At 69.3% G+C, this 20,776-nt stretch carries 18 protein-coding genes; 9 read left to right on the forward strand and 9 right to left on the reverse strand.

Annotation, left to right across the window (positions count from 1 at the left end; translation table 11 throughout):
* Positions 1-6: 6 nt before the first annotated feature.
* Positions 7-810: an alpha/beta hydrolase gene (locus tag DEJ48_RS02400; RefSeq protein WP_150214013.1), complete on the reverse strand. Its 804-nt coding sequence runs from the start codon at positions 808-810 to the stop codon at positions 7-9.
* A 247-nt stretch (positions 811-1,057) separates the two neighbouring features.
* Here DEJ48_RS02400 and DEJ48_RS02405 point away from each other — a divergent pair, with 247 nt between their 5' ends.
* The 3 genes from DEJ48_RS02405 to DEJ48_RS02415 all read left to right on the forward strand — a co-directional run bounded on the left by DEJ48_RS02405 (position 1,058) and on the right by DEJ48_RS02415 (position 3,086).
* Positions 1,058-1,513: an SsgA family sporulation/cell division regulator gene (locus DEJ48_RS02405; RefSeq protein ID WP_150214015.1), complete on the forward strand. Its 456-nt coding sequence runs from the start codon at positions 1,058-1,060 to the stop codon at positions 1,511-1,513.
* 34 nt (positions 1,514-1,547) lie between these two features.
* Complete coding sequence (locus DEJ48_RS02410) at positions 1,548-1,700, forward strand: hypothetical protein (RefSeq protein ID WP_190537142.1); 153 nt, start codon at positions 1,548-1,550, stop codon at positions 1,698-1,700.
* A 150-nt stretch (positions 1,701-1,850) separates the two neighbouring features.
* Positions 1,851-3,086 carry a cytochrome P450 family protein gene (locus DEJ48_RS02415; protein ID WP_150214017.1) on the forward strand — a complete coding sequence of 412 codons (1,236 nt, stop codon included), beginning with the start codon at positions 1,851-1,853 and terminating at the stop codon, positions 3,084-3,086.
* Positions 3,087-3,166: 80 nt separating this feature from the next.
* Here the strand turns inward: DEJ48_RS02415 and DEJ48_RS02420 are convergent, their stop codons facing one another.
* Positions 3,167-7,219 (reverse strand): GDSL-type esterase/lipase family protein, encoded by a 4,053-nt coding sequence (locus tag DEJ48_RS02420; protein WP_150214019.1) that lies wholly within the window; start codon positions 7,217-7,219, stop codon positions 3,167-3,169.
* 428 nt (positions 7,220-7,647) lie between these two features.
* Here DEJ48_RS02420 and DEJ48_RS02425 point away from each other — a divergent pair, with 428 nt between their 5' ends.
* The gene (locus tag DEJ48_RS02425; RefSeq protein ID WP_190537144.1) at positions 7,648-8,169 is read left to right on the forward strand and encodes a hypothetical protein; all 522 of its coding nucleotides are present in this window, start codon (positions 7,648-7,650) and stop codon (positions 8,167-8,169) included.
* Between the two features lie 160 nt (positions 8,170-8,329).
* Here DEJ48_RS02425 and DEJ48_RS02430 read toward each other — a convergent pair whose 3' ends face one another.
* Together DEJ48_RS02430 and DEJ48_RS02435 are read right to left on the reverse strand one after the other, a co-directional pair.
* Positions 8,330-10,264 carry a YncE family protein gene (locus DEJ48_RS02430; protein WP_150214021.1) on the reverse strand — a complete coding sequence of 645 codons (1,935 nt, stop codon included), beginning with the start codon at positions 10,262-10,264 and terminating at the stop codon, positions 8,330-8,332.
* Between the two features lie 45 nt (positions 10,265-10,309).
* Positions 10,310-10,843: a hypothetical protein gene (locus DEJ48_RS02435; protein ID WP_223831846.1), complete on the reverse strand. Its 534-nt coding sequence runs from the start codon at positions 10,841-10,843 to the stop codon at positions 10,310-10,312.
* A gap of 339 nt (positions 10,844-11,182) precedes the next feature.
* On the opposite strand from DEJ48_RS02435, the gene DEJ48_RS02440 reads away from it, so the two are divergent.
* Positions 11,183-11,554, forward strand: coding sequence for a hypothetical protein (locus tag DEJ48_RS02440; protein WP_150214023.1), 372 nt, complete (start codon positions 11,183-11,185; stop codon positions 11,552-11,554).
* Positions 11,555-11,649: 95 nt separating this feature from the next.
* Here the strand turns inward: DEJ48_RS02440 and DEJ48_RS02445 are convergent, their stop codons facing one another.
* The gene (locus DEJ48_RS02445; protein ID WP_190537146.1) at positions 11,650-12,528 is read right to left on the reverse strand and encodes an aminoglycoside phosphotransferase family protein; all 879 of its coding nucleotides are present in this window, start codon (positions 12,526-12,528) and stop codon (positions 11,650-11,652) included.
* A 110-nt stretch (positions 12,529-12,638) separates the two neighbouring features.
* Here DEJ48_RS02445 and DEJ48_RS02450 point away from each other — a divergent pair, with 110 nt between their 5' ends.
* Positions 12,639-13,163 carry a hypothetical protein gene (locus DEJ48_RS02450; protein WP_150214027.1) on the forward strand — a complete coding sequence of 175 codons (525 nt, stop codon included), beginning with the start codon at positions 12,639-12,641 and terminating at the stop codon, positions 13,161-13,163.
* 208 nt (positions 13,164-13,371) lie between these two features.
* Here DEJ48_RS02450 and DEJ48_RS02455 read toward each other — a convergent pair whose 3' ends face one another.
* A complete protein-coding gene (locus DEJ48_RS02455) occupies positions 13,372-14,235 on the reverse strand; it encodes a helix-turn-helix domain-containing protein (RefSeq protein ID WP_150214029.1) in 864 nt (287 codons plus the stop codon).
* A gap of 145 nt (positions 14,236-14,380) precedes the next feature.
* Between DEJ48_RS02455 and DEJ48_RS02460 the strand changes: the two genes are divergently transcribed.
* The gene (locus DEJ48_RS02460; RefSeq protein WP_150214031.1) at positions 14,381-15,268 is read left to right on the forward strand and encodes an alpha/beta hydrolase; all 888 of its coding nucleotides are present in this window, start codon (positions 14,381-14,383) and stop codon (positions 15,266-15,268) included.
* On the opposite strand, the gene DEJ48_RS02465 is transcribed toward DEJ48_RS02460, so the two are convergent.
* The 3 genes from DEJ48_RS02465 to DEJ48_RS02475 form a co-directional block, all read right to left on the reverse strand.
* Complete coding sequence (locus DEJ48_RS02465) at positions 15,249-16,184, reverse strand: IS5 family transposase (RefSeq protein WP_190537148.1); 936 nt, start codon at positions 16,182-16,184, stop codon at positions 15,249-15,251. The two genes, DEJ48_RS02460 and DEJ48_RS02465, sit on opposite strands and share 20 nt — an antisense overlap.
* A 45-nt stretch (positions 16,185-16,229) precedes the next feature.
* Positions 16,230-16,733, reverse strand: coding sequence for a hypothetical protein (locus DEJ48_RS02470; RefSeq protein ID WP_150214033.1), 504 nt, complete (start codon positions 16,731-16,733; stop codon positions 16,230-16,232).
* 264 nt (positions 16,734-16,997) lie between these two features.
* On the reverse strand, positions 16,998-17,762 hold the full coding sequence (locus DEJ48_RS02475; protein ID WP_190537150.1) for a hypothetical protein: 765 nt from the start codon (positions 17,760-17,762) through the stop codon (positions 16,998-17,000).
* A gap of 328 nt (positions 17,763-18,090) precedes the next feature.
* Here DEJ48_RS02475 and DEJ48_RS02480 point away from each other — a divergent pair, with 328 nt between their 5' ends.
* On the forward strand, positions 18,091-19,650 hold the full coding sequence (locus DEJ48_RS02480) for an alpha/beta hydrolase (protein ID WP_150214038.1): 1,560 nt from the start codon (positions 18,091-18,093) through the stop codon (positions 19,648-19,650).
* A gap of 214 nt (positions 19,651-19,864) precedes the next feature.
* Positions 19,865-20,719 (forward strand): alpha/beta hydrolase, encoded by an 855-nt coding sequence (locus DEJ48_RS02485; protein ID WP_150214040.1) that lies wholly within the window; start codon positions 19,865-19,867, stop codon positions 20,717-20,719.
* Positions 20,720-20,776 lie beyond the last annotated feature (57 nt).

The following is a 20,776-nucleotide window of genomic DNA, read 5'->3' on the forward strand; positions in this document are numbered from 1 at the left end:
CGGTGCTCAGCTCCGCGGCGGGCGGGGCCGGATGCCCCGTTGGTTCAGCCAGCCGAGCACGTAGTCGGCGACGAGGCGCCAGCCGCTGTCGACGACGAGCGAATGGGCGCGGTCGGCGAACTGCTTCAGGTCGGTCACCGCGGCGGTGTCGCCGTACTGCTTGTACACCGCGCGGGTGGCGGAGTCCGGTACGACCCTGTCCTCCTGCCCCGAGACCAGCAGGAGCGGGCCACGCGCCGCGTTGGACACGTCCGCGACGGCCCATGGGCTGGGGTCCTCTCCCCCGTACCCGAGGTCGGTGAGCAGGCGGAGCGGTGCCGGCATCGCATAGCGCTCGTGGAGCAGTCGGGACTCCTCCGGCGTGAGGGTGTTCGCGACCATCCGATGGAACTGCTCCGGCGCCAGGGTCACCAACCGCTCGGTGGAGCCGGTGCGGTCGGCGGGCGGCAGGGCGGGGGGCGGCGGCAGCGGCACGCCGTTGACCGGGGCGGGGGCGATGGCCACCGCGGCGCCGCCCACGTCGGAGGTGACGAGGTGCTGGGCGATGAGCCCGCCGACCGAGTGTCCGATGAGCACCGGCGGGATGTCGAACGACCGCACGATCCGGGCGTAATGGTCGGTGAGCGCGTCAAGGCCGACGCGGCCGAGCAGGTCCGCCGGCTCACACGTGTCCCGTACGAACGCGGCCTCCCCCGGCCATCCGGGCACGCAGGTGAGGAAGCCCTGACTCGCGAAGCGCTCGGCCCATGGCTCCCAGGACAGCGCGTGCAGCCACGCGCCGTGGATGAACACGACGGGAGTACGTTTCACGACTGGCTCCTTCGAGCGTGGCGACTGTCCGGCACCGGCACAGCGGCGACCGTTCAAGGTTCGTTCAGACATGCTTCGGAGGCGACAGTCGAATGACTCAATGTTGCCGCCTCCTGCCTCGCGCGGCCCTGGTCGGTCGCCCGTGACGGCACGCGGAGGGAGACGGTCAACTTACGTACGTGCGGTGCGCCGCGGGCGACGAGAGTGGGTCGGGCCAGCTTCCGCCCCAGGGGAGGACCCACACGTCATGAGCGGCTACCGACCAGGTGTACAGGCCGGACGCACGGCACCGCGCAGCTGCCCTCCGCTGGTCCTCCATGTCGAGCGGGTGCTTGACGTCTCCGCCCGTCAGCCGGTCAGGGCCGAGTTCGGGTTCGACCCGGGGGCGCCCTTGGCCGTGCGCGTGGAGTTCGGCGTCCAGGGCGGCCCGTGCGTGGTGTGGCGCATCGGGCGTGACGTACTGCGGCAGGGGCTGCGTTCGCGCAGCGGACTCGGTGACGCCCAGCTCTGGCCGTCGGACGTGGCGGGCCGGGCGACCGTCCGGCTGCAGCTCGCCTCAGGTGACATGGCGGCCCTGTTCGTGCTGCCGGCTCCACCGCTGGCGGACTGGCTGGAGCACACCTACGAGCTCGTGCCCGAAGGGCAGGAGCTCGCCGGGGTCGACTGGGACGACACCACCGCGGCTCTTCTCGGCGGCCGGTGAACACCTCCGTGGGAAGCTCATCGAATCACCGAGTGTGGAAGCCCTGTTCGAACTTCCCACGACGCCTCTGACGGCATGGCTCGACGCCACCCACGCGGCCGTACCCGCCGAGGCGGAGACGGCCGGTCTGGACTGGGACGGCTTCCGCGAGGAACTGCTCGACGGGCCGCGGTCGCCCTCCGCATGAGTGCGGCCGGGCTCGCTCGGAAGCACGCAGGCCGACCGAGCCGGATCCGGAAGAGCCCTTCGGCCGTTCTCACCACGACCATCCGACCGCCGTGCGACGGTGTCCGTACCAGGCAGGGCACCGGCGCTCAGCCGAAACGGAAGACGCCCCATGAGCCTTCACGAGCAGTGCCCGTCCCAGCTCCCCACGGTCGTCATCGATCCGGCCTTCAAGGCTGACTCACCCGCGCGGTACGCCGAGCTGCGGGAGCTCGGCCCCCTCCACCCGGCCGAGTTCCACCTGGGTCTGAAGGGCTGGCTCGTCGTCGGCTACGACCTGGCCAGGGAGGCCCTGACTCATCCCGCCCTGCTCAAGGACGCCACGCCCGCCGCCGAGGCCCTGGCCGCCGCGGGCTACGTACTCCATCAGCCCTCGGTCGGGCTCGGCGCGCAGATGATGGAGGCCGACCCGCCCGAGCACGGCCGCCTGCGCCGGCTGGCGGCGGCCGCCTTCACGCCGCGCCGTACGGCCGACATGGCTCCGCGCATCGAGCGGATCGCCCACGACCTGATCGACGCGATGCCGCCGTCGGGCGAGATCGACCTCGTGGAGGCGTTCAACGCCCCGCTGCCCGCCACCGTCATCGCGGAGCTCCTCGGCATCCCGCGCCGCCATCACCTGGACTTCCGCCGCTGGTCGGGGCAGGCGCTGCAAGTGGCCTCCCCCGAGCATCGCCCGGCGCTGGCCGCGCTGCACGGCCTCCTCGCGGAGCTGGTCGCGGACAAGCGCCGCCACCCCCAGGACGATCTGCTGTCCGCGTTGGTGGCCGTGCGCGACCAGGAGGACGGCCGCCTCTCCGAGGAGGAGCTGGTCGGCACGGCGATGATGCTGGTCGTCGCGGGCCACGAGAGCACAGTGCACCTGCTCGGCAACTCCGTGCTGGCCCTGCTGCGCCACCCCGAGCAGCTGCGGCTGCTGCGCGAGCGGCCCGAGCTGGTGCCCGGCGCGGTGGAGGAGTTCCTGCGGCACGACACGTCCGTCGAACGCTCGACGAGTCGCTACGCCGCGCGGGACCTCGAACTGGGCGGGGCGCCGATCCCCCGGGGAAGCATGGTCGTCGTCGCGCTCGGCTCCGCGGGTCACGACGCCCCGCAGGCGGACGGCGGCGAGGTCCCGGCCGCTCTCGACGTGACCAGGCACGCCCCTCGCCACCTGTCCTTCGGGCACGGCATCCACTACTGCCTGGGCGCGTCGCTCGCCCGTCTCGAGGCGACGATCGCCCTGCGCACGCTGCTGTCCCGCGTGCCCGAACTGGAGGCGGCCGCCCCGCTGGACTCCCTCGACTGGATCGGTTCCGGCATCATCCGCGGCGTGCTCTCCCTTCCGGTGCGCTACCGCATCGGCTGAGTGGTGGGGCTGCGCGGAGCGCCCGTTCCCGGTTACCTTCGGTTCACCGGGAACGGGCGCTCGCGTTCGGGGGCCGGTTCTCAGGAGCCGTAGTCCCGCAGGAACAGGGAGCGTCCGGCGTCGGCCCGGGAGGCGTTGACGCCGTCGCCCCGGGTGTAGTCGTTGCGCTCGTTGTTCGCCCAGTCCTGGATGGGGCCGCCGGAGCCCTTCAGGTGCTGGAAGGTGCTCGCGTCACCGTCGGCCGAGCCGAACTGGTACACCCTGGAGGTGTCGGCGTAGGGCCGGTAGGGCTCGAAGGGGCCTCCTGGAGTCGTCTGTTTGGTCAGGTTGTTGCGGAAGAAGACGTTCTGCGGTCCGGTGGAGCCGGACCAGCCGATGCCCTTGCTGCCCGCGGCCCAGTAGATCGGCCACCAGGTGCCCTCGTCCCCCGCGCCGCCTTCACCGCCGCAGTTGGTCTCGCACGCGCCGGACGAGTGGTTGTGGGGCACGCGCACGGTGTTGTTCTCGAAGAGGTTGCGGCGCTCCCAGCCGCCGTGCAGGTTCAGGTCGGAGTCGAAGTCGTTGCCGATGGCGACGTTGCCCGAGGCCGACCACTGGAAGGTGAAGTGGCGCAGGTTGCGGCTGGTGTTGAAGGCGTAGAGGGAGTCCCATACGCGCGATCCGCGCAGGTAGCCGTTGCCGCCCTTGCCCTTGTTCCAGGCGCCGTCGAAGACGTTGTCCTCGATCTGGATGTTCCGTGCCACCTCGGTGACGACCGGATGCGATCCGGTCATGTCGGCGCGGACACCGCGCACCCAGGAGTCGGCGGCCCACTTGAAGACGATGCCGTGCATGGCGTACTCGGGTGCCATGTTGCCGTAGTTGTGGACCGCGTCGGCCGGACTGACCTGGTACGTGCCGCCACGCAGCTTCGGCAGGCCGTTGATGTCCTCCGTGAAGGAGAAGTTCTCGAAGCCCACGTCCGTGATCATCTTCAGCGCGGTGACCTTGCTGGCGTAGGGCTTGCCGCCCACTCCGAGCGGCGGGGAGCCGTCGGACGTGGAGTCGACCGGAACGTCGAACTCCAGCGGTTTGTCGATGGTGACGGTGCGCTGTCCCGCGTCCACGGCGGTGATGGTGAACACCTGCTGGCGCATGTGCAGGTTCTCCAGCCGTCCGTCGTCCGCCGCGGCTCCGGCGACCTGCTGGGCCTGGTAGAACTTCAGGCTGTTGGCCGCGCCCACCCACAGGTCGCCGCCCGGCTTGAAGGCGTCCATCTTCGCCTTGGAGTTCAGCTGGATGACCCGGTCGCCCTGGCGTGCGGCGTACTTGGCGTCGGCCGATGTGCCGCCCACGGCGACACCCGACTCCCAGTGCTGGTTGATCGATCCCTCGAAGATGTCACGGCGGTTCTCCGGGATCTTGTCGGGGAAGCCGCAGATCCTGGCGTACTTCTCGGCGGCCTCCCGGGTCTGTACGCGGAACAGTCCGCGTCCCGGCCAGATCCAGCCGCCCGTACCGACGTTGTTGCCCGTCGTGAACTCACACTTGTGGGACATCGCGCCCTGGTCCCAGCGCTCGCCCTTCGCGGTCAGGGTGTCGTAGCGGGTGTTCTCGTCGGGGCGGAAGACGATCCGTGAGCCGCTGTCGGGGTCGGACCCCTGTCCTCGGATGACGAGGTAGGAGGCGTCCACGGCGAGCTGCTTGCTGACGTCGAGCCTGCCCTTGGGCAGTTCGATGACCGAGAGGCGGTCGGGCCCGGCGCCGGGTGTGCAGGAGGTGCGGATCTGGTCGATGGCCCTCTGCAGCCCCGCCGTGTCGTCCTGCCCGTCGTCGGCCTTCACCTTGAACCGCTCGTCGAGCGCGGAGGGTGTGATGTGGCAGGTGGAGTCGGGGTTGTGGGCGGCGCCGCCCGGCAGGACCTCACCGGCGCGGTAGCCGGCCCGGCTCCAGTCCGGCAGTCCGGGCACGGGGGCTCGGCGGTTGCTCCTGCTGAGCACCTTGCTGTTGTTCTCGACGCTCCCGTCGACGGAGCCGGGAGGCGTGGACGCCTTGCCCTTGCAGGCGGAGGTCACCGGGGATCCGCCGAGCTTCGCCACGATCTGTGTGAGGCAGGAGGACAGGGCGGCCTGGCCGTGGTGGTTGGGGTGGATGGCTTCCTGCTGGTCGCCCTGGGCCGCCCACGGAAGGTCCTTGAGGCCGTCGACCAGGTACGGAACCCACCGCACCCATTCGGCGTGCTCGGCGGCGAGCGGGGCGGAGAGCGTGTGGGAGGACTTGGCCTGCTGCGTCGTCCTGCTGCACAGCTCGTGACCGGCGAACGCGTCCTGGAGGTCCAGGAAGGAGACGCCGGCTTCGTTCGCGGCGCCGCGGAGCATGGCGCTGATCCGGGGGACGACGGAGGTGTGGGCCCAGTCGCTGTCCGCGTCCAGGAACGGGCATCCGCCGCTCAGGTACCGGCTGTAGTTGGCCGGCGGTATGGGCGCGTTCTCCGGGTCACGGAAGTCGCGGCCGAGCGGCAGGGGGTTGGGGTAGGACTGGAGCACGATCTGGTACGAGCCGTCTTCCTGGCCCGCCTCTTCGAGTACCTTCCGGATCGCCTCGACCGACTTCACGACCTTGGCCCGCGCGGGGGCGAGGCCGTCGGCGAACTCCTTCTCCTTGGCGCCGCGGCAGCCCTTGTTGAAGAGGGAGGGGTAGAAGTAGGCCTTCGCGCAGTCCTGGAGGATGTCGGCGAACTTCAGGTCGTTGCCGCCGGCCGAGACCACGACCAGTCGCACCTCGTTGCTCTTGGCGATGTCCCGCAGATCGTCGATCTGGGGCCGCTGCCCCTTGAAGCCGGTCGTGGTGAGGTTGTCCGTCGTCGCACCGGAGCACGCGATGTTGAAGCGCCGCTCCACCGGTACGTCGTCGATCTTCAGCCCTCTGATCTCGGCGGAGTCGGACCGGTCGCAGGCGTCCTTCCCCTTGTTGTACCCGGTGTCGCCATACACCTTGGACGGATCGTGGTCGCAGACGGACTCTTCACCGTTGCAGTTGACCGCGGCGCGGTCGGTGCCCCACGCCGAGCCGTTGGCGGAGGCGGCGGCGTTGCCGGCCCAGCGGCCCGCCTCGCCGGAGATGTAGCTGTCCCCCATCGAGACCACCGCGGACGGCACGCCGCATGCGTCCCCGGCGGCACGTGCCGAGCGCCGGGCACTGTCGAGGTTGTAGCCCGTGGCGTGGCCCCAGTCGCTGGTGCACGCGGTGTTCCCCGCCCGGGCGAACCGCACCGGCCAGTGGTCGGAGCCTCCGTTGCGGGAGTTGGTGGTCACGTTGAGGTTCTTGAGCTGATCGCTCGCGATCATGTAGTCCAGCGAGAATCCGGAGAGCTGGGTCGCGATGGGCGTGCCGTCTGGGGAGCCGTTCCGCGTCGCGTAGAACGTGTCGGGGAACCTGCCGCGGGTGGGGGCCGCCGAACTGTTGAAGTCCCCCAGAGCCCGCCACCGCTCGCCGGACATCGTCTGCGAGATCGTGTCGATCAGGGCGACGGTGTGCGGGTTGGGTGTGTCGCCGGACCGGATCGACGCGGCGTGGATGTCGAAGTACCAGGTGGCGCCGACCTTCACACCGAAAGCCGGCCGGGATCGGATCCACCTGTTGCCCGTGCTCTCGGCGGGGAGGATCTTGACACGGTCCCTGAGGTCGCTGAGCTTCGCGGGCGCGTCGCGCAGCCAGATCGCCATGGACTTCTGGCTGTTGTTCTGCGTGTCCGGGTCGATGTCGGTGCCGTTCCCGGCGCCCCAGTCGTCCTTGCCGAGGATGTCCAGGTAGAGCAGCACACCCGGGTCACCTCGACCGGGCTTTCCCCACTTCTGCGCGAAGAGGCGGTACTTCATGCTGGGAAGCCCGGTCGGGGTCTGGGACGTGTCGCTGAGGTTGTTGGTGATCTCCTCGGTCCTGCTGAAGTCCTGAGGAGCGGTGGTGGCCTCCTGCAGGGCCACGACCTCGGCGTCCTTGATCAGGCTCTGCCTGACGTGCGGCCAACGGGTCCCGCCCTGCATGTTGAACGTGAGGGCCGACGCGTCGACGTCTTCGAGCGCCGCCGCCGGTACGGGCGGTGCGAGCAGGGTGATGAGCGACGCGAGCAGCGCCACGCACAGGGCCTGCGCCATCGCACCCACCGTCGCACCCGCCCGCCAGGGGCTGGGTCTGTGCCGGGATCTGGGCCCCGGCGTACGTATGGACAACTGTCCGTCTCTCTTTCCTGCCCCGGCGTCCGAGGCAAGTGAAGTGGATGGGCCGGCCAGTCACATATGTCGGTCACATACGTGTGAACGCTGCCGGGTGGGCAGCATCGTAACCACTTCAGAGGGTGACGTTGTTGACGTGTGTGCTTTTTGGACAGCCAACGGGCGGAAGAATCAAGGCAAGATGACGGATCGTCAGGATTGGAGCGGGGCACGTTCACGCTGCCACCACAGGCTCACACGTTCGACAAACCCCCTCACCGCTGACACACACCTGCACGGGCACGCTCGGCATGGGTACCATGCGCAGCAACATTCGTGGAGCAACATACATTTCGAGGGAGTGAACGGTTGTGAGCAGCCAGTCAGCCGCGAAGCTCCGATCGCGGTACGTGGAACAGGTCGCGTCGGATCTGGAAGAGAACCGCAGGCGACAGGAGGAGCTCGCGCAGCGGATCGACCAGCTGAAGCAGGAGGAAGCCCTGCTGACGGACATCCTCAGCCTCGCCGAGCGGTACGAGGGCTTCGCGGATGCGTCCCGTCTGCCGGAGCAGGCGCAGGGTGAGCCCACGATCCCGAGGACAAAGGGTTCGTCGACGCGGGGTTCGGTCGTGAGGGGTTCGGTCGCGAAGGCGAAGAGCGACGCGAAGCAGAAGGCTGACCAGCCGCTGCTCGGTGATCTGCTCCTCGATCTGCTCGCGGGCCACCACGAGCCCCGTTCCGCCAGGGAACTGGGCGCCGAGCTCCGGGAGAAGCACCCGAGCCGCAACCCGACGCCGCAGGTGGTGCGGAACACCCTGGAATCCCTGGTCGCGAAGGCACGCATCCAGCGCCACAAGCAGCAGCGCTCGGTCACGTACACCGTCGTCACCTGAGCCCATCCGATGAGCCCATCCGAAGCGACGCACGGTTGCTTGCGGGCGCCACGACCGCGGTCTGTTTGTTGCCGGGGTCGACGCCGAGTACGTCGACGTCGACACGGCTCCAAACGGCCCACGGGGGCCGCAGCGAATCGCCCCGCGGGCCGGTGTGTCGCTACGCGAGTGTCGGGGCGCCGCGCAGTACACCGGAGATCCGCAGCAGCTTCCCCTGGCGGTTGCTCACATAGATCAGGCCCTCGTCGCGATCCACGTCGATGCCGCTGACGCTGCCCAACCGGTCGGCCACCACCCGTTGATGGCCCTTGTCCTCGCCGTCGGCGACGACGACCTCGTGGACCTTGCCGCCGGCCGAGTCACAGACGTACGCGTGGCCCGCCTCGTCCAGCGCCACGCGGACGCTGCACCCCAGGCGCGTGGCCACGGTACGAGGGGCGACGCCGTCCGCCGTCAGGTCGACCTCGTACAGCCCGTCGCGGTCGTACTGACCGACGTACGCCCTGCCTTCGGCCAGCGCCACCCCGGCGGCCCGGGGCACGTTCCAGGTGCGCCGCTGCTGCGCCGGGCCGCCGTTCCGGTCCTTCAGGTCCTCCAGGTCGTACTCGATCAACCGGCCGTGCTCCACATCGGTCACGTAGGCCCTCCCACCCGGCAGGTCCAGGGCGACGCCGTAGGCGTACATGCCCTCGGCGACCGTGACCGGAGGGGCGGAGCGGTCGGCCAGGTCCACCGTGAACAGGCGCCTGGCGCTGTAGTCGGTGATGTACGCCCGGCCGCCGGGCAGATCCAGCGCCACGTCGTTGACCTCGCCAGGCGTCACCTGGACCCATTCGATGCCGTCGCCGTCGCCGCCGGCGAGATCCACCTTCAACAGCCTGCCGCTGTTGTACCGATCGGTGACGTACGCCTTCCGGTTCGCCCTGTCCAGCGCAAGGCCGTCGGCCGTGCCCAGCCCGTCGACGAGCGTCACGGGAGGCTTGGGGGAGCTCGCCTGCTGTGCGCCGCCGCTCTTGTGCAGAGGATGCATCTTGTTGTCGAACTCGAGCTTCTCCAGCTCGAAGACCTCGTGGACCCCGGCGAGGGTGGAGACGACCTCGGCCTCCCCCCGCTGCAGGAACGGCCTTCCCTCGTCGGTCAGGTCGAAGGTGTCCTCGCCCCCGCCGGTCTCGCCCAGTTTCCACGCGATGACCTTGGCACAGGCCGGTTCCTTGGTCTGCGGGCCCTCCGGCTGCGTCTCTTTGACCTCCACGGGCTCGGGGTAGTACAGCGCGACCCACCCGCCGAAGGAGATGGGGAATTCGTAGTCGAACCTCCGCACCTGGCGCCGCTGCGTGGCGAGGACGTCCACCCGGCTGCCGACCTCACCGCTGAGCGTGGACGACGTCTTGAACGCGGTGGTCAGCGAGCCGCTGACCGACGCGGTGATCCCCAGCATCAGCTGCGCCGACAGCTCGCCGGTGCCGGTGGCCGTGCTCGTGGCCGTGGTCGTACTGGTCGCCTGCGACTGCGACTCGGAGTCGACGCCCTGGTTGTCCTTGCTGTTCTTCAGGGTGGTCTTCTGCGACTGGTTGGCCGACATGGTCTTCTGCAGTTGCTGCTGCAGCGAGGCGGTGACCTTCGCGCCGAAGGTGAGTTGCACCTGTCCCTGGAGCGACCAGCTGATCGTGTTCGAGATCGAGAACTCGACCGTGTGCGACCACTTCGTGGGGACCGGATCGGTCCGGTTGACGTAGGTCTGCTTGGAGATCACGTCGGGAGGGGGCTGCGCGATGTCGGCCCGCTCTTCGACGAGCGGCACACCCACCGTCATGTAGGCCGTCCAGCCGCGCTCGTGCGCCGTGGCCTCCCCCTCGGGGAATCCCTGGAACCGCCCCTTGTTCAGGGAGAACCCGATGGGATGGACGTACCGGTCCTCGCCGTTCGGCGACTTCTTCTCGGCCTTCCGCTTCAATTTCTCCTTGTCCCGCTCCAGGATCGCGGGGGCTTTTGCGGCGACGTCGAGCTCTTTCAGGTTCCTGCCGGTCAGCGGGTGGCGCATGTACCGCTCGCCGAGGTGCGCCGTACTCACGTTGTTCTTTTTGGCATCGCCCATTCCCTTGGGCCCTCCCTTTCCCGCGGAACTCAACGATGTGACGGGTCACGCACCCTCTTGCTGTGAGCCGTCGGCCCTCCCCTTGCTCGGATAGGCGTCGGTCCGTTCGACTTTCGCGGCCTCTTCGGAGTTCTTCCTTCTCCTTTCTTCCATCTCCTCCTCACTCATCTTCGGCAGGTCCTCACCTTTGACCTCCGGCCGGTCCTCGTCCCTGATCGCCACCTTCACCTTCTTGAACGTCTCGCTCTCGGTCGACGACGCCATGCCGGTCGTCGATGCGGGATCCTCGCAGGTGGCTTGCTGTGCGGCGGCCGCCGACCCGGTCTTCTTGAACAGCGGGGACAGAAAGCCGTTCATGATGCGGAGCGCCTCGGGCGAGGTCTCACGCACAAGCTTCGGGTCGCGCTCGACCTCCGGAATTCCGTCGTACAATTCCGGATCGACCCCCTCTCGTTCGGGCCGGGCGCCCGGGATGTTTTCGTACACCTTTCGCGCGGACTCTTCGGCGGACCTGGCTTCACTCCCGCCGCTCTCGAAGATGTTTTTGAAAGACATGCTCTCCCCTTCGATCGTTTCCACTGCCTACCCCTGAGGCAATCCATTCATCCGGATCTGCTTCACTCCCCGCACCCAGCCTCTACCCTCGGGGCGGCCGTAACGTTTATTCAGTCCCAACATCGGCCGAAAGTGCTCCTCGGGCGGGGTTTTACCTCGGGTGACGCAAGGAAGTGGTCCGTCCCCGAGGCCTGAATAGGGCCAGGGGTAGGGGTAGGGGCAAGTACGGGCCCTCGGGCGGGCGGCGACGGGGTGATGTCGAACTACAGACCGGAGTCAGTCCTGGCCAATCCGGCGCAAGGCCCACCTACGGCGGCCGTTCGACGAGTTGCCGTCCGTGCGCGGTGCGACTACCCGTGAACCATGACCAGTACCCCGCGCCTAGTCCCCGCGCCGACCAGTTTGATCACCGAGGCGTGCAGCCTCCTCGAGTACGGCATCGCCAAGAAGTGCACGGATTCCCATGCCCTGCACGAGGCGCTCACCCAAGCAAGAACCGACTTCGCCGCCCACCCCGTCCTTCCGGTACCGGTACCGCTGCTGCACCAGCTCCAGCGAGTCCTGTTCACCCTGTGCATCCACGCCGGGGAGGAATTCGCGCCGGGGGAGAAAGTCGTCCGCTTCACCCGGGCCGCCGACAGTATCCGCACACTCCTCGCCGGCGTCGCGCAGAGCCAGGACGCGCCCTGGTCACGGCCGTCCCCCACTACCGCTGCCGCTACCCGTCCGGCGTAATCGGCCCGTGGTACGTAACTGAAGCCGCGGCCGGAGCAGCCCTCGGGCCGCCATCGACGCCGGGGGCTGCTTGCCGTGGTCAGCGAACGCAGCGATCAGCTGAGTTCGCCCGGCATGGCGATCGTGCTCACCACCGTGTCGAGCGTCGGCCAAGGAGGACCCTCTCGCAGCAAGCGCAGGAGCTCCACCCCGAACCGCTTCCCATTCGGAAACTGGTCGCCGAACTCCCATCGCCACGCGGCGACCATCGCGACGACGAGCTGCCGGCAATCGTCCAGCAGGCCTTGGTCAAGGTTCGGGTAGTGCGCGCAGACCGCCTCGGGAGCATGGGCGAGGTCGAACTCGACGGGGCCGCGGCAGCACGTCTCAAGGTCGATGAACAACGGGCCGTTCTTCGTGCTGAGCACATTGCCCGGGTGCGGCTCGCCGTGGAGCAGCTGTTCCACGGCGCCGCGGTCGTCGATCGCGAGCCGTAGACTCGCGAGTCTACGGCTGAGGAACACACGGTCCTGGCCGGCGAGCCCCGGCGAGCGATCCCGGGAGGCGACCACTTCTTCCGCCGCTGTGATCCGGTCCGTGAACCTCGGGCTCGGTACATCGACCTCGCACATGCCGACGTGCAGTTGCTCAAGCGCCTTGGCGTAGTCGACTGGTGCGATGTGCGGTGTCACGGGCTCGTAGTAGGTCCACAGCGTCACTGCGAAACCATCACGCGTGTACACGCGCGGGTCCACCCGAGGCTCCAAGGGACACACCGGGCCTCCGACCTCGATGAGCCTCTGCGCGAGCTCGACTTCGAACTGTGCGACCTCTTCTCCCACGGGAGCGACCCTGGCGAAAACGCCGCACGGCGTCAGCCGCAGGGCCAGCTTGTTCGAGTTGTGCAGAACGGTTGCATCGTTGGCCGCCAGGTCGAGCGAGGCGGCGACCGAGATCGCGGCCGCGATCGCGCGCGTGACGTCGGTCTGTTCCACCTTTGAATCTTGGCATGGGCCGGCGAGCGAGGTCGACGCCTTTTGGCCGGCCATCGGGGCTCCGCACAGGTGTGCCGTCAACAGGTCCGGCGGTACGGAAAGTCCGGCAGATGCGTCCGCCACTCCTGCCGGGTCAGTCCGCCGCGCGCCCGCGCGCACACGGCGTCCGCGGCCCGGCCCGCCGCGACGGAGATGCCACGGACCGTCGGTGGCGCCTGCTCCTTGCCGTGCCGCAGGTCCTATCCGCGGTGGCCGACGCCGCCGCCACGGCACCGGCCGTACGGGAGGCGGGCCGCCCCGGGGACGCGGTGGTGTACCTGCCGCGGCACCACCGAATGTGGGTGCTGCCGACTCCCGGCACCGTGGCGGGGCTGCGTGACATCGCTCTGGACAGCGGCCCGGACGCCTCGCACACCTTGTACGGCGTCGAGGCTTCCGCCCGTGTCATCCGCGACCGTATGGCCGCGGAGCCGCGCATCGTCTTCGTCACCGACCCGTCCGGCGGGGCAGCCGGGTCGGACGACCGGGAGGCGGCGAAACTCAGCGTCATCCGGAGCCACTTCGAGAAGTGCCGAACGGTGCCGAACCGCGGGCCGCGCGTCACCCTTTACGCGCGACGTGGGCAATGCGGATGAGGTGGTCGGGGCCAGTGAACCCTGTAAGGCATGGTGAAACCGAACAGCAGCGCCTTGCTCACTCTCCTCGCCCCTGCGCTGACAGGAACGCCCCCTTGAGCAAGGCCGGTGGCCGATCGGGAGTGCGTGGTCCCCTTAGGGCCTGTTTCGTAAGTGGCGCTGGCCCATCGCTCCTCGAACGTTTCAGTTGCAGTGACGCTCAGGAAGGTCACGGGCTCTGGGCCGTTCTGCGGGTCAGAGCGGCCAGTCGTTGCGCGTCCGAGGTGCCCGGTTCGGCCGACCAGAGCACGAGCTGCTGTTCCGGGGCCCCCGCGTAGCGGAAAGTGTCCCAGTCGAGGGTGAGTTCGCCGACGGTGGGGTGCGAGATGCGTTTGCTGCCGAAGTCCTGGTGTGCGACGCGGTGCTCGGCCCACCAGGCCCGGAAGTGCTGGTCTGCGACGGCCAGCTCGCCCACGAGGGCGGTAAGGGCCGGGTCGGTCGGGTTCGTTCCGGCCTCCATGCGCAGGACCTCTACGCAGGTGCGGGCCACGTCCTCCCAATCCGGGTAGATGTCGCGCATCACCGGGTCGGTGAAGACCATGCGGACGTAGTTGCGCTCGGGCTCGGGCACGGTTGCGAAGTCGCACAGCAGCTCCGCCGCCAGCGGGTTCCACGCGAGGATGTCGAGTCGCGGGCCGAAGACGATGGCGGGTGTGCCGGTGAGCTGGGTGAGCAGGCGGGTCAGGTGCTGGTGTGCTGTGGGGCGGGCGGACCGACGCGGCGTCTTGCGGTGCCCGGCCCGTGCGGCCTGGGCGACCAGTCCTTCCACGTACGTCCTCTGGTCACCGTTGAGCCGCAGCTCCCGCGCGAGGGAGTCGAGCACCGGCGGTGACGGTGCGAGTCGGCCCTGTTCGATGCGTACGTAGTAGTCGGTGCTGATCGCGGCGAGCTCGGCCACCTCCTCGCGGCGCAGCCCTTGCACTCGGCGCTGAGTGTGCGCGCGCTCAGGGAGCCCCACCTGCGCGGGTGTGAGTTGACCACGGCGGTGTTTGAGGAACTCACCGAGCTCACGAAGGTGGGCGGAACCAGTCATTCCCTCAGCATGGCACCGGGGAGAAGGCCCTGCCTGGGAAAGATCCTTCCTAGGAAGCAACGCGACCTTCCTGCGCCGGGCCATCGGCCGGACAGTGGGCAAGGCCCGCAGATCGCCGGCCACCCTCATCCCGCAGGAGCAGAACATGAGGACTGACGTCCGCTTCCCGACCAACGGCCTGCAGCTCGCCGGCCACCTGTACCTCCCCAACGGGGTCGACGGACGGCTAGCCGCCATCGTCGTCGGCCACCCCACGACCGGTGTCAAGGAGCAGGCGCCGGCGGCGTACGCGACACGCCTGGTCAACGAGGGATTTGCCGTCCTGACCTTCGACGCCGCCTTTCAGGGCGAGTCCCAGGGCATGCCCCGCGCTCTGGAGGACCCCTTCCAGCGTGCCGAGGACTTCCGTGCGGCGGTCTCCTACCTCACCACCCGCCCCGAGATCGATCCCGACCGCATCGGTGTGATGGGCGTGTGCGGCTCCGGCGCCTACGTGCCCCACGCCGCTCAGACCGACCACCGGATGAAGGCTGTGGCCGGTGTGTCCGGGACGGATGTTCCCAGCTTCTTCCGCGGTGCCGACCCCGAGGGCTGGCAGAGGATGGTGGCGAACTCCGGGAACCTCCGCAGCGCCGAGGCCGCCGGCGAGCCCGCGGCGACGTTCGCCGTGCTGCCGGAGACGGCTGACGCCGACACCCCTGCCCCGACGGCCGAGTTCGTCGACTACTACAAGACGCCTCGTGGCAGGCACCCGCGCTCCACCGGCGACATGGTCGTGCGCAGCGCGGACCTCCTCGACCAGTTCGACTCCTTCGCCGACGTCGCCAAGATCGCGCCTCGCCCGCTGCTCATGATCGCCGGTACCGACGCGGTGACCCGCCGGTTCTCCGAGAAGGCCGTTGCCGACAGCCCCGGCAACGCCGAACTGTTCCTCGTCGAGGGCGCCACCCACGTCGACCTGTACGACCGCGATGAGTACGTGACTCCTGCCGTCGCCAAGCTGGTCGAGTTCTTCAGCAAGCACCTCGTCTGAGTCGGCCAGCCTGTGTGGGCAAGGGGCGCCAGGGTGCTGGTCGCAGCCACTCTCCGATGGCCGCGACCAGCACGATGGCCTCATGGCGGACGGTAAGCTTGTCGTATCTCGTGGCGACCGCGCGATGTCGCTTGAGACGGTTGATCCCGCACTCGACCGCATGGCGCTCGCAGTAGTCGGCCGGGTCGAAACGCGGAGGCCGACCGCCGCGCGAGCTGAGCTTCTGCCGGTTGCGTGCCTGGTCAGCCTTGTCGGAGATGGTGCATCGGATTCCTCGGTGCCGCAGGTAGGCACGGTTCTTGCGGGAGGCGTAGGCTCTGTCGGACGGCACACGGTTAGGGCGAACGCGTGGCCGGCCCGGCCCGATGCGGGGCACGCGGACTTTTTCCAGCACCGGTCCGAACTGCGGCGAGTCGCCGCGCTGCCCGGCCGTGATCACGATCACCATGGGCTTCTGGCCCTGTTCGACGGCCAGGTGCAGCTTGGTGGTGAACCCGCCGCGTGAGCGTCCCAGTCCTTGGTCATCGGGCTCGGTGAACACACCGCCCGGCGGTTCCTTCTGCAGGTCACCCTGCTTGCGGGCCCCGGCCGCGTGCAGATGGGCGCGGCACACCGTGGAGTCGACGCTCAGGTCCCACGTGATGGCCCCCTTCGTGTCGGCCAGGGACTGCAGCCGGGTCAGGATCCGATGCCAGGTGCCGTTACGCTGCCACCGACGGAACAGGTCGTAGACCCGGCCCCACGGCCCGTACTCCACGGGCACATCCCGCCACGGACCACCGGTCCGGACCCGAAAGAGTATGCCGTCGATCAACCGCCGACGGGACCAGACGGGCGGCCGCCCCGCTTTCGTGCCCTTCGGCAACAACGGCTCCAGCACCGCCCACTGCTCGTCCGTGAGATCTCCCCGACCCATGAACCGTGATCATTCACAGCCCAAGATCTACTTTCGACACACGGCCTAGTCCTTGTCCTTGGTGAAGAAGGAGAGGTCGAACGCTCTGGCGTCGAAGTCTTCACCACCATCGAGGTAGATGGCCTTGGCGAAGGCGTTCCCGGAGAGTGTCCATGCACCCTCAGGCTTTTCGGTGGACACCCGCCCATAGTTCTTCCACGGCCTCGGGTTGGGCTCCGTGAGGTCGAGGGCGACTGCCGTAGGAAGGCCTTCGCCCCCGCTGTCGCCGAAAGGTGGAGGAATGACAGCAGTTCCGCCGTATCGAGTGGCTCGGTAGGAAAGGTTCGTGATCCGCATGTTCTGGATGACCACCGTGCCCTTGTGGATGGGGAAGACGGTGACGCGGACCGTGGCTTCACTGACTCGTAAGCCCTTGTTCTTGACGAACCAGGCTCTGTACTTCGGCCGAGTGTCGCCCGTTCCATCCCCTCCGTAGGCCTCACCTCTGCCAGCTGCCCCTGGGCCAGACTCAGGCGGTTCGTCGCGCGAGGGAGGTGGCGTGGACGACATGTGGGCCCCCTGAATGTCGCTGGCGTCAAACTCACTTCACGACCGCCCGCTTGCCCCGGCACTCTTCGTCCTGCGTGTCTCGCATGTTCAGCCACTCAAACAGTCCCGGGCAGCTGAACTCAGCAGAACCGAGGCGGATTTACTGTGACAGTGCGCTCCGTGCCCCGCGCCGCACGCTCGATACACCGGTGTTCGACGCAAGCGGGCGGCACCTGGGCGGGTGCCGCCCGCTTGCGTCGACTTCAGGGTCGGGAAGGCGGGTTCCTACCGCACCACCACGTTGTCCGCGGCCGACGTCGACGCTCCGGTCGTGGTGTTGCCGTAGTACGCCCAGCGCCACGAGCCCGTCTTGGACGCCTTCACAGTCGTCCTGAGGTCACCCGAGCCGTTGGCGTGCACCTTCTTCACCGTGGTGTAGGAGGTGGCTCCGCTGGGCTTGAACTGCAGGCTCACCAGGCGGCTCCCGTAGGAGACGTACTTCCTCGTCTCCCAGTTGGCCCGCGTGACCTTGCCGGTCACGGTGATGGTCTTGCCCTTGGCCACCGGCTCGGGCGCAGCGTTCACAGTCAGGCGGGAGTTGCGCTTGACGTAGACGGTCATGCCCTTGTCGTCCGTGTCACCGCCGCCGCCCTTGAAGGACACCTCGGCCGCGACCTTCCAGGCTCCGGCCTCGCTGTTGCGCATGTCCCACACGCTGGGGTCGAAGTACATCGTCTCGTCGAAGTCGCAGACGCCCCGGCTCACCTCGTGGCAGTCGCTCCCCTCGATGGCGTGCCACAGTCGCTCCTGCGTATTGCCGCGGTACAGGAAAACCGCCGGCCACTTCCACTTGTGGGTGGTCGTCATCCGGAAGGAGGTGGGCGCAGCGACCTCCTTGGACACCCCGATCACGATCGGCTTGCCGCCGTTCACCTGGACGCGGGTGAAGGAGACCCCGCCCTCGGCCGCCCCGGCCGGCACCGCGGCCAGGCCCGTGAGGACCGCCGCCGCACCACCGGCTACGGCAGCTCTCCAGATTTTCTTGCCCACCTGATCTCCGATCTCTGTACCTCGGTATCTCTGTACCGAATGGCGCCGGAGAGCCCTCCTCCGGCGCCATTCAGACCGCCGCGGTCCGTACTGGGTTGTGCGCCCGTGGATCACGATCAGGCATCGGCCGACGAGGTCGCCGCCCTGGTCCTGGACACACAAACGTGGGGAACCGACCCGTGTCCTGGCTCATGAGTCGGCGTCGGGACGCGGTCGAGGTTCAAGGATGGGCAGTGAGCCCCTAGGGGGGCGCACCGGGGTAAACCCCGCCCCCGTGCGGCCCGTCGGGAGGATGTGACGGGTGTGGCGGCCGGGCCAGGATCCTCGTATGACGAAGCCCAAGCGCCACCACACCGCGCTCCTGCTCACCGCCCCCGCCACCGTCCTCGGCGTCCTCGGCGGCCTCGTCCCGCCCGCCACCGCGGCTGCCTCGCCCTCCCCCGCATCGGCCGCCCTCTCGACCACAACGGCCACGGCCGCCACCGGCAGGACGTCCCTCGACTGGAGACCGTGCGCCGAGGCTGGCGGCGGGGGCCGGAAGCTCGACGCGCGGCAGGAGTGCGCCACCGTCGAGGTCCCCGTCGACTACGCCGACCCTGAGGGCGCGCGGACCACCATCGCCATCTCCCGTATCGCCGCCGAGAACCCGTCGACCCGCCGGGGCGTACTGCTCCTCGCGCCCGGAGGCCCCGGCGGCTCAGGACTGGACAACCCGTCCGGCAAGGGGCAGCGACTCCCCCAGGAGATCCGCGACCGCTACGACCTCATCGGCATCGACCCGCGCGGCATGGGCCGCTCCGCCCCCGTCGACTGCGGCTTCGACCCCGCCGACCTCGGCACGTCGAAGCAGCGGCCCTGGCCCGCAGCCGACGGATCGGTCACCGCCACCATGGAGACCGCGCGCCGCATGTCCGCCGCCTGCGCGCACAACGGCGGCGACCTGATCCGCCACATCAGCACCGCGAACAACGCCCGTGACCTCGACCTCGTCCGGGCGGCCCTCGGCGAGCGCAAGCTCTCCGTGTGGGCAGTGTCGTACGGGACGTATGCGACCGCCGTCTACGGGCAGTTGTTCCCGCACCGCACCGACCGCGTCGTCCTCGACAGCGTCGACGACCCCGACCCGAAGCGGGTCGGCAGGGGCTGGCTGGCCGCGCACGAGCAGGGCGTGGAGGACACCTTCCCCGAGTTCGCCGCGTGGGCCTCCGCTCCCGGCACCCCCGATCGCCTCGCCGGGACTCCGGCCGAGGTTCGCGCCCTGGTGCTCGGGCTCGCCGCCCGCCTCGACCGCGCCCCGATCCCGTGGCCGGGCGCGAACCCGGCGGAGCTGAACGGCGACGTCCTGCGCCAGTCCGTGCTGACCGCGCTCTACGACCCCGACGACTTCTCCCGGCTGGCCGAGCTCATCCGGGCCGCCCGGGACGGCAGGACGCCGCCCGCGCCCCCGTCCCCGCCTGCGGCGATTCTGCAGAACTCCGTGGCCGTCGGGGCCGGGACGCTCTGCAACGACATCGCATGGCCGAAATCGGCCGCCGTGTACGCGAAGGGAGTCGCCGCGAGCCGCGCCGCGTTCCCGCTCACCGCGGGCATGCCGCGCAACGCGATGCTGTGCGCGGCCTGGCCGTACCGCCCCAAGGAGGCCCCCGTCCGCATCACGGACGACGGCCCTTCCAACGTCCTCCTCGTACAGAACGAACGCGACCCCGCGACGCCGCTGGCCGGCGCCCGCAAGATGCGCGGGGCCCTCGGCGAACGGGCCAGGATGGTGGTCGTGAACTCCACGGGCCACGACTCCTACCTGGACAACGGAAACGCGTGCGGCGACCGGGTCGTCACCCATTTCCTGGCGACGGGCGAGCGGCCGGGCAAGGACACGTACTGCGGTTAGAACACGCAAAGGGCCCGCGTCCCCGGCAGGTCACCTCGGTATGTGACCGCGGGTTCCCCCCGCCCCCCTGTGGTCGAACGGAAGCCCCCGCGCCCGGGCATCCGGGCATCCGGGCCCCCGGGCACCCGGGCACCCGTCGTACGGCTCCCGACGCCCCGCGCCCCAGCCCAAACCCTGTTGCCCCGCCACCGCCCCACCCCCTACGTTCACGGTCATGACCGCCTACGTACTGGTGCACGGCAGTCACAGCTCGGGGGCCTTCTGGGCGCCGATCGCCCGCGAACTGGCCCTGCGCGGGCACCATGTCGTCGCGGTGGACCAGCCGTGGCACGGCACGGAGGCTCATCTGCCCACCGCGTACCAGACCCAGGACCTGCACGCGCTCGCGACCGAGCCGTCGCCGCTCGCCGGGATCGGTCTGGACGACTTCGAGCGGCGCGTCACCGGTGCGGTACGCCGGGCAGCGCGGTCCGCACCGAGGGGGCGGGTTGTGCTCGTCGGCCACAGCATGGGCGGCTGCTCCGTCAGCCGGGTGGCGAACGCCGTGCCCGAGCTCCTCGCGCACCTGGTCTATATGTCGGCGTGCTGCTTCAGCCCCGGCGTGCCGAGCATCGACGCCGTCATGGCCACGCCGGAGGCCGCCACCGCGATCGTGCCCGCCGGGCAGGTCGTCGGCGTTCCGCGGGAACTCGGGGTGCTGCGCCTCAATTTCCGCAGCCAGGACCCCGAGGATCTCGCGGTGTTCAAGGAGATGTTCTGCGCGGACCACGCGGAGGCCGACTTCCTGCGCGTCCTCGCGGGGCTCCAGCCGGACGAGACCATCGACGTGAACGACGACCACGCCGTCGGCGAGACCGCGACCTGGGGCCGGATCCCGCGCACGTATCTGCGCTTCGGCGCGGACCGCCTCCTTCCCCCGGCGCTCCAGGACCTCATGATCCACCTGGCGGACGAACGGACCCCCGACAACCCCTTCCGAGTCCGGGACTTCCCCACGACGCCCCACATGGGGCCGCAGGATCCGGCCCCGGTCGTGGCGGCGCTGACCAGGCTCGGCGACAGGCCCTAGGGCCTGTGTCGGGAGTCCCGTCGTCCGCCCGGAGGGCGGGCCCCGCGGCGTCCGGTG

It is taken from the genome of Streptomyces venezuelae, assembly GCF_008642315.1.
GTDB classification, from domain to species: Bacteria; Actinomycetota; Actinomycetes; order Streptomycetales; family Streptomycetaceae; genus Streptomyces; species Streptomyces venezuelae_D.